Source organism: Brevundimonas diminuta ATCC 11568 (assembly GCF_000204035.1).
Classification (GTDB): Bacteria; Pseudomonadota; Alphaproteobacteria; order Caulobacterales; family Caulobacteraceae; genus Brevundimonas; species Brevundimonas diminuta.
Genome location: NZ_GL883086.1, coordinates 1,231,934 through 1,246,189 on the forward strand (window position 1 = coordinate 1,231,934; position 14,256 = coordinate 1,246,189).

Below are 14,256 nucleotides of genomic sequence, written 5' to 3' on the forward strand. Positions count from 1 at the left end.
CGACCTGGGCCATGGAGGGCGCGGCGGCCAGCAGAACAGACGCGGCCAGACAGGCGACGGACAGCTTCATGACGATGTTTCCCCGAACCTCACGTGGTCGAGGGCGACGCCTAGCGGCCCAATGCGACGGTTCGCCGGGGCTTTTGTGAAACTCCTGCGAGGAATAGGCCGCCTACGACGGGATCAGGCCCAGCAGCTCCTTGCCCGCCAGCACCGCGAACAGCAGAGCCGCCGCTCCCAACATCAGGTTGGAAATCCAGCCGCTGCGCCATTCCTGCGGCGTCCGGGCGCTGTTCAGCAGCCACAGAAGCGTCCCCGCCAGGAAGGGCATGAACAGGCTGCCCAGCACCCCATATGCGACAATCAGCCCGAACGGCCGGTCCATGAACAGCAGCAGCATCGGCGGGAAGGTCAGCCACAGGGCGTAGGCGCGGAACGCCCGGCTCTTGTCGCCGCGCGCCTGGGGATCCTCGGAGCGGCCGCGCACATGGGCGGTGAAGTCGGCGAACATCAGGCTGACGCCCTGCCACACGCCCAGCAGGCTGGAGAAGCTGGTGGCCCAGAAGCCGACCAGGAACAGGATGGAGATCGGCCGCCCGAATCGCTCGCGCAGCACCTGGTCCAGGTCCAGCAGCCCCCGGTCACCGCCCTGCAAGGCGATCCCGGCGCTATAGAGCAGCTCGGCCCCGACGATCAGCATGGCGACCACGAAGACCCCGGTGACGATATAGGCAACCCGATTGTCCAGCCGCATGACCGCCATCCAGCCCGGCCCCTTCCAGCCCTTGGCGTTCAGCCAATAGCCATAGGCCGCCATGGTGATGGTGCCCCCCACCCCGCCGATCAGGCCCAGGGTGTAGAAGGCCGACCCTTCCGGCAGACTCGGCCACAGACCGGTCAGCAGCTCCGGCAGATTGGGCGTGACGATCACGGCCAGGCCGACGACGGTGACGAACATCACCCCGACGCAGGCCGTCATCACCTTCTCGAACAGGCCGTAGCCGCCGAACCAGACGAAGATCAGCCCGGCGACCCCGCTCAGCATTCCCCAGGCCTTGAGATCCAGCACGGGGAACAGCGCCGCCAGCGGCAGAGCCGTCGAGGTCATGGCCGCCGCGCCATAGACGAAGCCCCAGACCACCACATAGACGCCGAAATAGAGCCCGGCCCAGTTCAGCCGCCCGTCCAGCCAGCCGCCGCCCAGACTGGACCAGCCCTCGAACATCGTCCGCTCGCTGGACAGGGTCCACCGGCCCACGGCCTCGGCCAGGGCGATCTTCAGCACGGTCCCGACGACGGCGGCCCACAGCAGGGCGTAGCCGAAGCGCGATCCGGCGATCAGGGTGGCGACCAGATCGCCGGCCCCCACCCCGGTCGCCGCCACCACGATTCCCGGCCCGATCAGCGACCAGCGGTTCCTCGGCGTCGGCGTTTGCGTCATCCTGAAGGCTCCGGTTGCGTGAACCGTAACCGTGCCGCGCTTCGGCGCCCATGCCAATCGCCGGCGCAAGGGCCGCCGCGCCTTGCCCTGTCGGGGTTTTTCCCGTATAGGCGCGCCCTTTCCAGGGCTTCGGTCCTGCTGCGGAACGTCAAAGGGTCGGGAAACTCCCGTCCGCCGCGTCAGGAGCCATCGTGGACGAACTACCCGGTTCGCCCGCGCCGATGTCCGCCAAGGGAGAATGCCGCATGGCTCTTTACGAGCACACGGTCATGACGCGCCAGGATATCTCGGCGCAACAGGCCGAAGCGCTGAACGACACCATCAAGGCTCTGATCGAAGAAAACGGCGGCTCCGTCGCCAAGATCGAGTACTGGGGTCTGCGCAACCTGACCTACCGGGTCAAGAAGAACCGCAAGGCTCACTATTCGCTGATGGCCGTCGACTGCCCGCCGGCCGCCATGGCCGAAGTCGAGCGCCAGCTGTCGATCAACGAAGACGTGCTGCGCTGGCTGACCATCCGCGTCGAGGAACTCGACCTGGAGCTGTCGCCCCTGCTGGCCCGCCGTGAACGCGAGCGTGACCGCAGCGCCCCGCGCGGCGACGACGCCGCGGCTTCGGAATAAGGAACCGGATCATGACCGATACGACTGCCCCCATCCCGGGCGCTCCGGCCGGCTCCGGCCCGGCCCGTCGCCCCTTCTATCGTCGTCGCAAGGTGTGCCCGTTCTCGGGCGCCAACGCGCCGAAGATCGACTACAAGGACGTGAAGCTGCTGCAGCGTTACGTCTCCGAACGCGGCAAGATCGTGCCTTCGCGCATCACCGCCGTTTCCGCCAAGAAGCAACGCGAGCTGGCCAAGGCCATCAAGCGCGCCCGCTACCTGGCCCTGCTGCCGTACGTGGTGAAGTAAGATGAAGGTCGTTCTGCTGGAACGCGTCGAGAACCTCGGCGCCATCGGCGACGTCGTCACTGTCAAGGACGGCTTCGCCCGCAACTTCCTCCTGCCGCGCGACAAGGCGCGTCGGGCCACGGAAGCCAACCTGAAGGCCTTCGAAATCGAGCGCGCCGCCATTGAGGCCCGCAACGACAAGAACAAGGCCGAAGCTCAGAAGATCGCCGACAAGATCGACGGTCAGAGCTACGTCATGATCCGTCAGGCCGGCGAAACCGGCCAGCTGTACGGCTCGGTCGCCGGCCGCGACGTCGCTGAGGTCGTTCGCGCCGAAGGCGGCAAGGTCGAGCGCTCGCAGGTCGTCCTGAACACGGCGATCAAGACGCTGGGCGTCCACGAAGTGCTGGTTCGCCTGCACCCCGAGGTCTCGGCCACCGTCAAGATCAACATCGCCCGTTCGGCCGACGAAGCCGAGCGTCAAGCGAAGGGCGAGGACGTGATCCGCGCTCAGTTCGACGACGAGCGTAACGCCGCCGACCAGGCCGCTCAGGAGCTGCTGGAAGGCGGCGCCGGCCAACAGGAAGGCTTCGGCGACGAAGCCTGATCCTGTCGCTTCGGCGAGATGATCGAGGGGCGTTTCCGCAAGGAAGCGCCCCTTTTTCTTGGGCTGAACGCTCCCTGTTCCGCTCGCTCGGCGGACGCCGGGGCGAGCGGGTATTGAGCATATCGCTCACACTTTAGTTTCCCTAAACATCCCCGCACATAATCTCGATAGGCGTCGCCGTTTTCGCACCGCAATATCGCCATGGCTCGTCGCCGTTGACGGGCAGGAGATGACGATGCGCCCCGGCCTTTACGCCCGACTGCATCGCCCGGCAGTCCGACCGGCGCGATGTCTGTGCCCGCGACACTGAAACCGTCCCCCACGACCGGCCCGCCGCCGGTCTGCGGTTTCCGTCCGCTTTAAGAATTTCGCTTCCCGACGCGCCTGACGTCCGCCCTTCCGCGGCGGCGAGCCCTGACGCGCGTCCAATCAGAAAAGACGACCTCTCGAGATGACCTCCCGCTTTCCCCGCCGCCCCGCCCTTCTGGCCGCCGTATCCGGCGTCGCCCTGCTGATCGCAGGCGCCGCCAGCGCCCAAACTGTTCCTGACGACGCGACCTCGGTCGACGACATCGTGGTGACGGGCACTCGCGCCCCGGCCCGCTCGCGCCTGGACACCCTGGCCCCCGTCGACGTGGTGACGGCCGAGACCCTGCAGAACCGCGGCACGACCGAGTTCGCCGCCGCCCTGGCCCAGACGGTGCCGTCCCTGACCTTCCAGCGGCCCTCGGCCAACGACGGCACGGACTCGATCCGCCCCGCCACCCTGCGCGGCCTGTCGCCGGATCAGACCCTGGTGCTGGTCAACGGCACGCGCCGCCACGCCTCGGCCCTGGTCAACGTCAACGGCACGGTCGGCCGCGGCTCGGCCGCCGTCGACCTGAACGCCATCCCCAGCGGCGCTCTGGACCGGGTCGAGGTGCTGCGCGACGGCGCCTCGGCGCAATACGGCTCGGACGCCATCGCCGGCGTGGTCAACGTGCGCCTCAAGGAAGCCCGCGAGGGCGGCGGCGCCAGCGTCACCTACGGCCAGTATTTCACCAATGTGGAGACCGCGCGCGGCAAGCGGGACGAGCAGGACGGCCGCGCCGTCACCGTCTCGACCTGGCAGGGCTTCGGCCTGGGCTCGGACGGCTTCCTGACCCTGTCGGCGGAATACTCCGACCGCGACCCGACCAACCGTTCGGACTACGACCCGCGCCCCGCCGCCAACGGTGCGATCACCGCCCGCTTCGGCGACCCCAAGGTCGAGCAGTGGAGCGTCTTCGCCAATGCAGGCAAGCCGCTGAACGCCGACTGGGAAGCCTATGGCTGGGCCGGCTATCAGGAACGCGACAGCTCATCCGCCGCCTTCCCGCGCCTGTCGAACAACCCCAACAACGTGCCGTCCATCTATCCGAACGGCTTCCTGCCCAAGATCGCCATCAATTCCCAGGACGTTTCCGCCGCCGGCGGCGTGCGCGGGACGCTGGCCGGATGGGACGCGGACTTCAGCCTGGTCTACGGCCGCAACGCCCTGGACTTCCGCACCGAGGATTCGCTGAACGCCACCTATGGCGCCGCCTCCCCGACCAGCTTCGATTCCGGCGGCCTGACCTATGACCAACTGGTCTTCGGCGCGGACTTCACGCGTCAGTTCGAGATCGGCCTGGACGGCGGTCCGCTGAACTTCGCCTGGGGCCTGGAGGCCCGCAAGGAGAATTACAAGATCGACGCCGGCCAGCCGGAATCGTGGAACCGCGGCCCGCTGGGGTCGAACACCGCCCTGGCCGGCGGCGCCCAGGGCTTCCCCGGCTTCCAGCCCTCGAATGCGGTCGATGAGGACCGCGACGCCGTGGCCCTGTACGCCGACGTCGAAATCCCGCTGACCGAAAAACTGACGGTCGAGGGCGCGCTGCGCGTCGAGGACTATTCCGACTTCGGCGACGCTCAGACGGGCAAGTTCGCCGCCCGCTACGACTTCACCCCGAACTTCGCCCTGCGCGGCTCGGCGTCGACCGGCTTCCGCGCCCCGTCGTTGCAGCAGAGCTTCTTCACCTCGACCTCCTCGGTCGTGCAGAACGGCGGCTTCGTCGAAACCGGCACCTTCCCCGCCACCAGCGAGGTCGCCTCGGTTCTGGGCGCCCGCCCGCTGAAGGCCGAGACCTCGACCAACTACACCCTGGGCGCCGTGATCCGGCTGGGGAATTTCGACCTGACCGTCGACGCCTACCGCATCGAAATCGAGAACCAGATCGTCCTGTCGGAGCTGATCAACCGCAGCTTCTCGTCCCAGGTCGCCAGTCTGCTGGACCCGCTGGGGGTCCAGGCCGCGCGCTTCTTCCTCAACGGGGTGTCGACCGAAACCGAAGGCGTCGACATCGTCGGCCGCTATCGCCTGCGCACCGAGACGGCGGGCGATTGGGACTTCACCGTCGCCGCCAACGTCAACGACGTCAGCGTGACCAAGACCCCGACCTCTTCCTCGGTGCTGAACCCGGTCCCGACCCTGTTCGCGCGCCAGCGCATCCTGACCATTGAGGAGGGCACGCCGGACACCAAGGTCTCCGCCTCGGCCGACTGGAGCCAGGGCCGCTGGGGCGCCACGGCGCGAGCGACCTATTACGCCAGCGTGCTGCAACCCGGCTCGACATCCGCCAACGACTATTCGACCGGCGACAAGACCACCATCGACCTGGAAGGCCGCTTCCAGATCACCGACCGGGTCGGCCTGGCGATCGGCGTGGACAACGTCTTCGACGAATACCCGGACTTCGTGCCCGCCAACCTGAACAACAACGGGGTGCTGGGCTTCCCCTACTACTCGCCGTTCGGGTTCAACGGCCGCTACGGCTACGCCCGGTTGAACGTGAAGTGGTGATGGACTTGGAGCGCGCGCATCGGGGCTTCCTCCCTGTCCTTTGAGCGCGCCTCCCTCGTCAGGCGCGGCGGCGTGCGCGGGGACCGCCGCGCCTGACGAAAACTTAATGAGAGACGCCGTTCGCCCGTCATTGTTCGGTCGAAAACTGCACGCTAGGCTTCACCGTCTCGCGGGAGGGAAGCCCATGAAAGCCGCCACATTCGCCGCCGTCGCCGCCCTGGCGCTGTCCGCCCTGCCCAGCGCGGCCGCCGCCATGACCGTGCAGGAGTTCCTGACCTCCGCCAACCGCATCCCTCGCAATCCCACGGCGCTGCTGCGGTCGGACACGCGCCGGCTGATGAATGAGATGAACGGAGCCTTCAAGGCGGTGCGCGACGATCAGGTCGCCGCCAAGGCTGCGGGACGGCGCTCCGCCACCTGCATTCCCGAAGGCGCCAAGATCAGCCTGTCGCCCGACATGATCCTGAACCGTTTCAACGCCATCCCGGCCCAGCGGCGCAGCATCAGCGTCAATCAGGCCGTGCGCGAGTGGATGGCCGAGGAATACCCCTGCCCCGCCTGATCGGCTCCCGAACCCTTGCACAGCGGCGCAGGCGAGCGCATCTAGCCCTCCATGCCGCGTTCCGTTCACGTCCTCTTCGCCGCGTCGCTAGGCGCCCTGACTCTGCTCGCCTCCGCGCCCCTGGCCCAGGCCCAGTCGTCTGACATGACCGTCCAGCAGTTCCTGACGATCGGTCATGACATCCCGCGCAACCGCGCCGTGGCCATGATGCGCCCGGACACCCGCCGCCTGATCCGCGTCGTCACCGGCGCCGTCAGCACGGTCAAGGCCGAGCAGGCCTCGGCCGTCTCGGCGGGCCGCACGCCGGCGCACTGCATCCCCGCCTCCGGCACCGGCATCACGCCCGAGGCCTTGGTCACACGCTTCGAGGCCATGCCGGAATCGCGCCGTCGCATTACCGTGACCCAGGCCGTTCGCGATTGGATGGCCGAGCGCTACCCCTGCCGCGCCTGACGACCTCCTACTGATCCGACAGCGGATTTTCGCGCCCGTCCACAGGCGTCGGCGACTGTCCACGACCACGACCCCGCCCGCGTCTGACGCAGGGCGCGCCTATGCGTATTGATGATGCCGATGAACGCCGCCTTCGCTCCGATGCCCTATGACGCCCCCGACGCCGTGCAGGTGTCGTCCATGCCCCACAACCTGGAGGCGGAGCAGGCCCTTCTGGGCTCGCTGATGTTCGACAACGCCGTGTTCGAGCGCCTGTCGGACCGTCTGCGCGGCAGCCATTTTTACGAGCCTTTCCATCAGCGCCTGTTCGACGCGATCGAGGATCACATCCGTCAGGGCCTGCTGGCCGAGCCGACCATCCTGATGGAGCGGTTCAAGCAGGATCCGGCGTTTCAGGAGTTCGGCGGCCTGCGTTACCTCGCCGATCTGGTGGACCGGGCGCCGCCCGCCGCCAACGCCCCGGACTACGCCCGCGTCGTCTATGACCTGGCCCTGCGCCGCGACCTGATCCGCATCGGCGGCGAGATCATCAAGGAGGCGCCCAACCCCGAGACGCCCGCCGACGAACAGATCGAACAGGCCGAGCAGACGCTCTATTCCTTGGCCGAGACGGGCAAGCCGTCGTCGGGCTTCGTCAGCTTCTCCCACGCCCTGTCCGGCGCGGTCGAGATGGCGGGCGAGGCCTATCAGCGCGAGGGCAAGCTGGCCGGTCTGGCCACCCGTCTGGACGATCTGGACCAGAAGCTGGGCGGCCTGCACCCGTCGGACCTTCTGATCCTCGCGGGCCGTCCCTCGATGGGTAAGACCGCGTTGGCGACCAACATCGCCTTCAATGTCGCGCGCAACTATCGCTGGGAGCCGACGCCGGACGGCGGGCGCAAGACCGTAGACGGCGGCGTCGTCGCCTTCTACTCGCTGGAAATGAGCGCCGAACAGCTGGCCATGCGTATCCTGGCCGATGCGTCGGGCGTATCCTCGGACAAGCTGCGCAAGGGCGAAATCGACGCCTCGGACTTCGGCAAGATCCGCGACGCCGCTATCGAGATCGGCGAAAGCCCCCTCTACATCGACGCCACCGGCGGCCTGTCCATCTCGAAGCTGGCGGCGCGCGCACGAAGGCTGAAGCGGATGGAGCACGGCCTCGACCTGATCGTGGTCGACTACCTGCAGCTGGTGACGACCGGCGAGAACAGCCAGAAGAACCGGGTGCAGGAGGTCTCCGAAATCACCGGCGGCCTGAAGGCGCTGGCCAAGGAGCTGAACGTCCCCATCATCGCCCTGTCGCAGTTGTCGCGTCAGGTCGAGCAGCGCGAGGACAAGCGGCCGCAACTGTCCGACCTGCGGGAATCCGGCTCGATCGAACAGGACGCCGACTGCGTCATGTTCGTCTATCGCGAAAGCTACTACCTGGGCCGGGCCGAGCCGCGCGAAGGCACCGAAGAACACCTGAAGTGGCAGGAAGACATGGACCGCCTGCAGCACCAGGCCGAAGTGGTCATCGGCAAGCAGCGTCACGGCCCCATCGGCATCGTCAAGCTGGCGTTCGATTCCAACACCACCCGTTTCGGCAACCTGGCCCACGACGGCCGCTACGGCGGCGCCTATGCGGATATTCCGGAGTAGGCCGTCAAAGCGGTGGCGCCGCCCGAACAGCGGCCTATAACCGTCGCCATGACCTCCCCCGTCCTCGCTCCCGCCGTCCTCAACGTCGATCTGGACGCGCTCGCCCGCAACTACCGCACCCTGGGCGCCGTCAGCGGCGCGCCGGTCAATCCAGTCGTGAAGGCCGACGGCTACGGCCTCGGCGCCGCCGCCGTGACCCAGCGCCTGATGGCCGAGGGCGCGCGCACCTTCTTCGTCGCCCGTGCGGCCGAGGGCGTGCGCCTGCGCGAGGCGATCGGGCCTGAGCCGGTCATCTATATTCTGGACGGCTGCCACGGCGACGGGGCCGCCATGCTCAAGGCCTCCAACCTGCGGCCCGTCATCAACCACCCGACCCAGCTTCAGACCTGGCAAGCGGCGGGCGGCGGGGCCTGCGGGCTTCAGATCGACACCGGCATGAACCGGCTGGGCTTCCGCGTCGAGGACGCGCCCGAACCGTTCGAGGGCCTTCAACTGGTGATGACCCACCTGGCCTGCGCCGACGAGCCGTCGAACCCGATGAACCGCGCCCAGCGCGACGCCTATGCGGCGGCCGTGACCCGCTATCCGAGCGTGACGCGCTCCTTCGCCAACTCGGGCGGCTGCTTCCTGGGGCCGGACTTCGCCTTCGACGTGGTGCGGCCGGGCATCTGCCTCTACGGCGGCGGGCCGGAAGGTCGTCCGCACGACAGGATCACCCCCGTCGCCAGCCTGATCGCCCAGGCGGTGCAGGTGCGCGACGTGCCGGCGGGCGAAACCGTCGGCTATTCGCAAGGGTATAGGGCGGAGCGGCCGATGCGCGTGGCGACCGTTGGCGCGGGCTACGCCGACGGCGTGCTGCGCTCCTACGGCCCCCGCGGGCAGGTCTTCATCGCGGGCGAGATGCGGCCGATCATCGGCCGGGTGTCGATGGACGTGCTGGCGGTCGACGTGACCGGCCTCGACGTCACGGCGGGCGATCCGGTGGAGATCTTCGGCGCCAATCGCCTAGTCGACGACGCGGCGGCGGCGGCGGGCACCATCAGCTATGAACTGCTGACCTCGATCACGCCGCGCGTGCCGCGCGTCTATCAGGGCTGAACAGCAAAGGGCTGAGGCGCAAGCCCCAGCCCTTCTTCAGACTTAGCTCAGGGCGAACGCCGTGGCGCCCGCGCCGACGATGACGAAGCTGGCGATCACCGCGCCGACAATGGCGAAGACGATGACGTTCAGGATGATGGCCGCGACCACCACCACGATGGTGTAGCCCAGCGCCTTGTCCGCGGCGGTCTTCATCAGCGTCGGCAGGCCCAGATACATCAGGTAGAAGCCGTACAGGCCCAGCAGGCCCGCCAGCCAGCCCAGCATCGGCAGCACATTCAGCACGCCCGCCACCCAGGCGGCGGTCATGGAATAGACGGCGACCTGCATCGCCTTCACCGGATTCTCGGTCCCGCCGAAGGTCGGCGCCAGGGCGTCGATGATCAGGCCCAGAATATAGACGCTGATCAGGCTCAGCACATAGCTGAGCGCGCCCGCCAGCACCGGACCGAACAGGCCGCGATGACCGAAGGCGATCTGGCCCACGATGGTCGCCACCGCCGGAATGGCCGCCAGGATGACGGCGTAGCTGGTGAACAGCCCCTTGATGCTGGCGCTTTCGGCGTCGATGACCGGCCATTCGAACTTGGGCCGTGTCAGGATGTATTTGACCCGCGAGACGAGCGAGGGATCGACGGCGGGGGGATTTTCCAGGGTCATTCGTTAGCCTTCTGGGCGGTTGAGTCGGATCACGGCCTTATCATGTCAGAATGACGGCTGTGTGGATGTCGACGCAACCCCGCACTCTCCCTATGACAGTTTCGGACGTAAGCCGTTCCGACCCGCCTGTCCTCGCCCGTCTGATCTGCTAGGTCTGATCACATGGCGCGCGACTCTCTTCTCTTCGTCTGCAAATCCTGCGGGGCGGTTCATTCCAAATGGGCCGGGCAATGCTCGTCCTGCGGCGAGTGGAACGCCCTGGTCGAGGAATCCAAGGCGGCCCCGCCCGGCGCCATGAAGCCCGCCTCGACCGCGCGCGGGCGCGGGGTGCAGTTCGAGACTTTGCAGTCCGACACGCCCGAGCCGCCGCGCATCGTCACCGGCGTGACCGAGTTCGACCGCGTCTGCGGCGGCGGCGTGGTGCCGGGTTCCGCCATCCTGCTAGGCGGCGACCCCGGCGTCGGCAAGTCGACCCTGCTGCTGGAAGTCACGGCCAAGGCCGCCCGCAACGGCGCCAAGGTCGCCTATATCTCGGGCGAAGAGGCGATCGAGCAGATCCGCGCCCGCGCCAAACGCATGGGCGTGGCCGACGCCGATGTGTCGCTGGCCTCCGCCACCGCCCTGCGCGACATCCTGACGACGCTGAAGCGCGATCCGTTCGACATCGTCATCATCGACTCCATCCAGACCCTATGGAGCGACGCGCACGACGCCGGTCCCGGCTCCATCACCCAGGTACGCGCCTGCGCTGCGGAACTGGTGCGGCTGGCCAAGAACGGCGGCCCCGCCATCGTCCTGGTCGGCCACGTCACCAAGGACGGCCAGATCGCCGGGCCGCGCGTGGTCGAGCACATGGTCGACGCCGTCCTCAGCTTCGAAGGCGAGCGCGGCTATCCCTTCCGCATCCTGCGCGCGGGCAAGAACCGTTTCGGCGCCACCGACGAGATCGGCGTGTTCGAAATGGGCGATTCCGGTCTGCGCGAAGTGCCCAACCCCTCGGCCTTGTTCCTGGGCGAAGGCAAGGACCGGGCGCCCGGCGCCGCCGTCTTCGCCGGGATCGAGGGATCGCGCCCTGTTCTGGTGGAAATACAGGCGCTTGTCGCGCCTTCTGCATACGGCACGCCAAGGCGAGCTGTCGTCGGCTGGGACTCCGGCCGTCTGGCCATGCTGCTGGCGGTGCTGGAGGCTCGCTGCGGTCTGGGGTTCGGCGACAAGGACGTCTATCTGAACGTCGCGGGCGGTATGCGGATCAACGAGCCCGCCGCCGACCTGGCCGCCGCCGCCGCCCTGATCTCGTCGGCGCTGGACATGCCCTTGCCGCAGGGCTGCGTCGTCTTCGGCGAGATCGGCCTGTCGGGCGAGGTCCGCGCCGTCGGCCGCGCCGAGGCCCGCCTGCGCGAGGCCAAGAAGCTGGGCTTCGAGCGCGCCCTCGCGCCGCCACAAGCCAATGGCAAGGTGAAGAAGGGCGATGTCGCCCTGACCGTCGTCACCCGCCTGACTGACGCGGTCGAGCGAATCTCCCAGAACCGCTACTAAGGCGCGTTCCCATCCCTTGAGGCCGCAGAGCGCGTGACCAGCTACGACGTCTTCGTGATCCTGGCCCTGCTGGCCTCGGGCGCCGCCGGATGGTTCCGGGGCGGCATGCGCGAGCTCACGGCCCTGTTCAGCTTCATGCTGGCGGCGCTGCTGGCGTTGATCACCCTGCCGTGGACGGCGCCGATCGGGCGCGATCTGGTCGATCCCGACTGGGCCGGCTCCGTGCTGGCCGTCGGGCTGGTCTTCGTTCTTCTCTATTTCGGCCTGCGTTTTCTCGGCTCGGCCATTTCGCAGGGCGCGCGCGGCCATGCGCTGGGCGTGCTGGACCAAACGCTAGGCCTGCTGGTGGGCCTGGTCCGCGCCCTAGGCCTGATCGGGGCGGTGCACCTGATCATCATGGGCGCCATGCAGGACAACCCGCCGCGCTGGCTGTCCGAAGCCGCCACCGCCCCGGTCAGCGAAGGCGCCGCCCGCGCCATCCAGATCGTGCTGCCCACGCTTGGAAAGGGCGCCGACGCCCTGACCCCCGTGGTCGGTTCTTCCGTTCGCGAAGGGTTTTCCGACCAATGAGGCTTGCCCCGGACGCCTGGGCGGCTTACGTGCGCGGCGCCGCCCTTTGAGTTATCCTTCCCCGGTCATCGGAGCCTGACGATGCGCCACCATATCGCCGAACCCGTCGTTCACCGTGAGCATTGGCGTGAGCCGGAAGACGATCAGCTGCGCCTCGAATGCGGCGTCTGCGGCGTCTGGGGCGCGCCCGAGAACGAGGCGTCCTCCATCGTCGCGCTGGGCCTGCACGCCCTGCAGCATCGCGGCCAGGAAGCCTGCGGCATCGCCAGCGTCCACGACGACCGCTTCTACACCGAACGCCATCAGGGCCTCGTCGGCGACGCCTTCGGCAACGCCGAACTGACGAAGCGCCTGCCGGGCCAGGCCTCCATCGGCCACACCCGCTACTCCACCGCCGGCGGCAGCTTCCTGCGCAACATCCAGCCCATGTTCGCCGATCTGGACCAGGGCGGCATCGCCATCGCCCACAACGGCAACCTGACCAATTTCAAATACCTGCACGCGCAACTTGTATCGGAAGGCGCGATCTTCCAGTCCACTTCGGACTCCGAGGCCATCCTTCACCTGATCGCTCGCAGCCGTAAGGCCAAGATCGTCGACCGCTTCATCGACGCCCTAAGCCGGATCGAGGGCGGCTACGCCCTGGTGGCCCAGACCCGCTACAAGATGATCGGCGCGCGCGACCCGCTGGGCATCCGTCCGCTGGTGCTGGGCAAGGTCGGCGAAGCCTGGGTGCTGGCGTCCGAGACCTGCGCCCTGGACACCATCGGCGCCACCTTCGTACGCGACGTCGAACACGGCGAGGTCGTGGTCATCGACGAGGAGGGCCTGACCTCGATCAAGCCCTTCGCCGCGCGGGCCGCTCGCCCCTGCCTGTTCGAATACGTCTACTTCGCCCGTCCCGATTCCGTCGTGAACGGCCTGTCGGTCTATGACGTCCGCAAGGAGATGGGCCGTCGCCTGGCACGCGAGCACAAGGTCGAGGCCGACATCGTGGTGCCGGTGCCCGACTCGGGCGTCCCCGCCGCCCTCGGCTACGCCCAGGAAAGCGGCCTGCCCTATGAAATGGGCATCATCCGCAGCCACTACCTGGGCCGCACCTTCATCCAGCCCAGCCAGGGCGCTCGTCAGAAGGGCGTGCGGATGAAGCACAGCCCCAACCGCGCCGCCCTGGAAGGCAAGCGCGTCGTGCTGATCGACGATTCCATCGTGCGCGGCACCACCTCGCTGAAGCTGGTCCGCGCCGTACGCGCGGCGGGCGCCAAGGAGGTGCACCTGCGCTCGGCCAGCCCGCAGATCCTCTTCCCAGACTTCTACGGCATCGACATGCCCGAGCGGTCGCAGCTGATGGCCGCCACCCACAGCATGGAAGAGATGCGCGCGGTGCTGGAGGTCGATTCCCTCGGCTTCCTGTCCATCGACGGCCTGTACGACGCCCTGGGCGCCGGGCCGCGCAACGCCGCCAGCCCGCAGTACACCGACCACTACTTCACCGGCGACTATCCGACCCGTCTGCTGGATCGTGAGATCGAGGAAGGCGGCCGCGATCCGCGCGGGAAGCAACTTTCTCTGCTGGTGACCGCTTAAGGCTGGATGATCCAGCTCGGCTACTTCACGCTCGACACCCCTGACGTCGACAAGGCCCGCGCCTTCTACGCGGGCCTGTTCGGCTGGCGCTTCGACGAGGCTTCGTCCAGCCCGACCTACGCCCATGTGGCCGGGTCCGACCCCGCCTTCGGCCTCACCAAGGGCGAGCACAAGACCTTCCCCAATCTCTATTTCCGCGTGGACGACATTCACGCCGCCTGCGCCCGCGTGACCGAACTGGGCGGCCGCTCGGCTGTGCCGGCCGAGAGCCCGTCCGGCCTGTCGGTCGTGGTCAGCGACGATCAGGGCGTCAGCTTCAGCCTGTGGCAGCCTGCGCCGGGCTACTGAGCCTTTCGCCCGGCGTCCGGCC

14 protein-coding genes are annotated in these 14,256 nt (G+C 68.0%); 12 read left to right on the forward strand and 2 right to left on the reverse strand.

Features of this window, described 5'->3' with window-relative positions:
• Positions 1 to 172 precede the first annotated feature (172 nt).
• Positions 173 to 1,441 (reverse strand): Nramp family divalent metal transporter, encoded by a 1,269-nt coding sequence (locus BDIM_RS09870; RefSeq protein WP_040345665.1) that lies wholly within the window; start codon positions 1,439 to 1,441, stop codon positions 173 to 175.
• A 245-nt stretch (positions 1,442 to 1,686) separates the two neighbouring features.
• Between BDIM_RS09870 and rpsF the strand changes: the two genes are divergently transcribed.
• The 8 genes from rpsF (at position 1,687) to alr (ending at position 9,533) form a co-directional block, all read left to right on the forward strand.
• A complete protein-coding gene (gene rpsF / locus BDIM_RS09875) occupies positions 1,687 to 2,064 on the forward strand; it encodes a 30S ribosomal protein S6 (protein WP_003165448.1) in 378 nt (125 codons plus the stop codon).
• 11 nt (positions 2,065 to 2,075) lie between these two features.
• Positions 2,076 to 2,351, forward strand: a complete 276-nt coding sequence (gene rpsR, locus BDIM_RS09880; protein WP_003167100.1) for a 30S ribosomal protein S18 — start codon at positions 2,076 to 2,078, stop codon at positions 2,349 to 2,351.
• Position 2,352: 1 nt separating this feature from the next.
• Positions 2,353 to 2,937, forward strand: coding sequence for a 50S ribosomal protein L9 (gene rplI / locus BDIM_RS09885; protein ID WP_003165450.1), 585 nt, complete (start codon positions 2,353 to 2,355; stop codon positions 2,935 to 2,937).
• A gap of 451 nt (positions 2,938 to 3,388) precedes the next feature.
• The gene (locus BDIM_RS09890; RefSeq protein WP_003165451.1) at positions 3,389 to 5,797 is read left to right on the forward strand and encodes a TonB-dependent receptor plug domain-containing protein; all 2,409 of its coding nucleotides are present in this window, start codon (positions 3,389 to 3,391) and stop codon (positions 5,795 to 5,797) included.
• Between the two features lie 184 nt (positions 5,798 to 5,981).
• Positions 5,982 to 6,359: a hypothetical protein gene (locus BDIM_RS09895; RefSeq protein WP_003165453.1), complete on the forward strand. Its 378-nt coding sequence runs from the start codon at positions 5,982 to 5,984 to the stop codon at positions 6,357 to 6,359.
• Positions 6,360 to 6,410: 51 nt separating this feature from the next.
• A complete protein-coding gene (locus BDIM_RS09900; protein WP_003165454.1) occupies positions 6,411 to 6,812 on the forward strand; it encodes a hypothetical protein in 402 nt (133 codons plus the stop codon).
• Positions 6,813 to 6,932: 120 nt separating this feature from the next.
• Positions 6,933 to 8,435, forward strand: coding sequence for a replicative DNA helicase (locus tag BDIM_RS09905; protein ID WP_040345668.1), 1,503 nt, complete (start codon positions 6,933 to 6,935; stop codon positions 8,433 to 8,435).
• A 48-nt stretch (positions 8,436 to 8,483) separates the two neighbouring features.
• On the forward strand, positions 8,484 to 9,533 hold the full coding sequence (alr, locus tag BDIM_RS09910) for an alanine racemase (RefSeq protein ID WP_040345670.1): 1,050 nt from the start codon (positions 8,484 to 8,486) through the stop codon (positions 9,531 to 9,533).
• Between the two features lie 42 nt (positions 9,534 to 9,575).
• Here the strand turns inward: alr and BDIM_RS09915 are convergent, their stop codons facing one another.
• Complete coding sequence (locus BDIM_RS09915) at positions 9,576 to 10,193, reverse strand: Yip1 family protein (RefSeq protein ID WP_003165457.1); 618 nt, start codon at positions 10,191 to 10,193, stop codon at positions 9,576 to 9,578.
• A 162-nt stretch (positions 10,194 to 10,355) separates the two neighbouring features.
• Here BDIM_RS09915 and radA point away from each other — a divergent pair, with 162 nt between their 5' ends.
• The 4 genes from radA (at position 10,356) to BDIM_RS09935 (ending at position 14,234) form a co-directional block, all read left to right on the forward strand.
• On the forward strand, positions 10,356 to 11,729 hold the full coding sequence (gene radA, locus BDIM_RS09920) for a DNA repair protein RadA (RefSeq protein WP_003165458.1): 1,374 nt from the start codon (positions 10,356 to 10,358) through the stop codon (positions 11,727 to 11,729).
• Positions 11,730 to 11,762: 33 nt separating this feature from the next.
• Complete coding sequence (locus tag BDIM_RS09925) at positions 11,763 to 12,299, forward strand: CvpA family protein (protein WP_003165459.1); 537 nt, start codon at positions 11,763 to 11,765, stop codon at positions 12,297 to 12,299.
• 81 nt (positions 12,300 to 12,380) lie between these two features.
• Positions 12,381 to 13,886: an amidophosphoribosyltransferase gene (purF, locus tag BDIM_RS09930; protein ID WP_040345675.1), complete on the forward strand. Its 1,506-nt coding sequence runs from the start codon at positions 12,381 to 12,383 to the stop codon at positions 13,884 to 13,886.
• Between the two features lie 6 nt (positions 13,887 to 13,892).
• Positions 13,893 to 14,234, forward strand: coding sequence for a VOC family protein (locus tag BDIM_RS09935; RefSeq protein WP_040345677.1), 342 nt, complete (start codon positions 13,893 to 13,895; stop codon positions 14,232 to 14,234).
• The last annotated feature ends 22 nt before the right edge of the window (positions 14,235 to 14,256 follow it).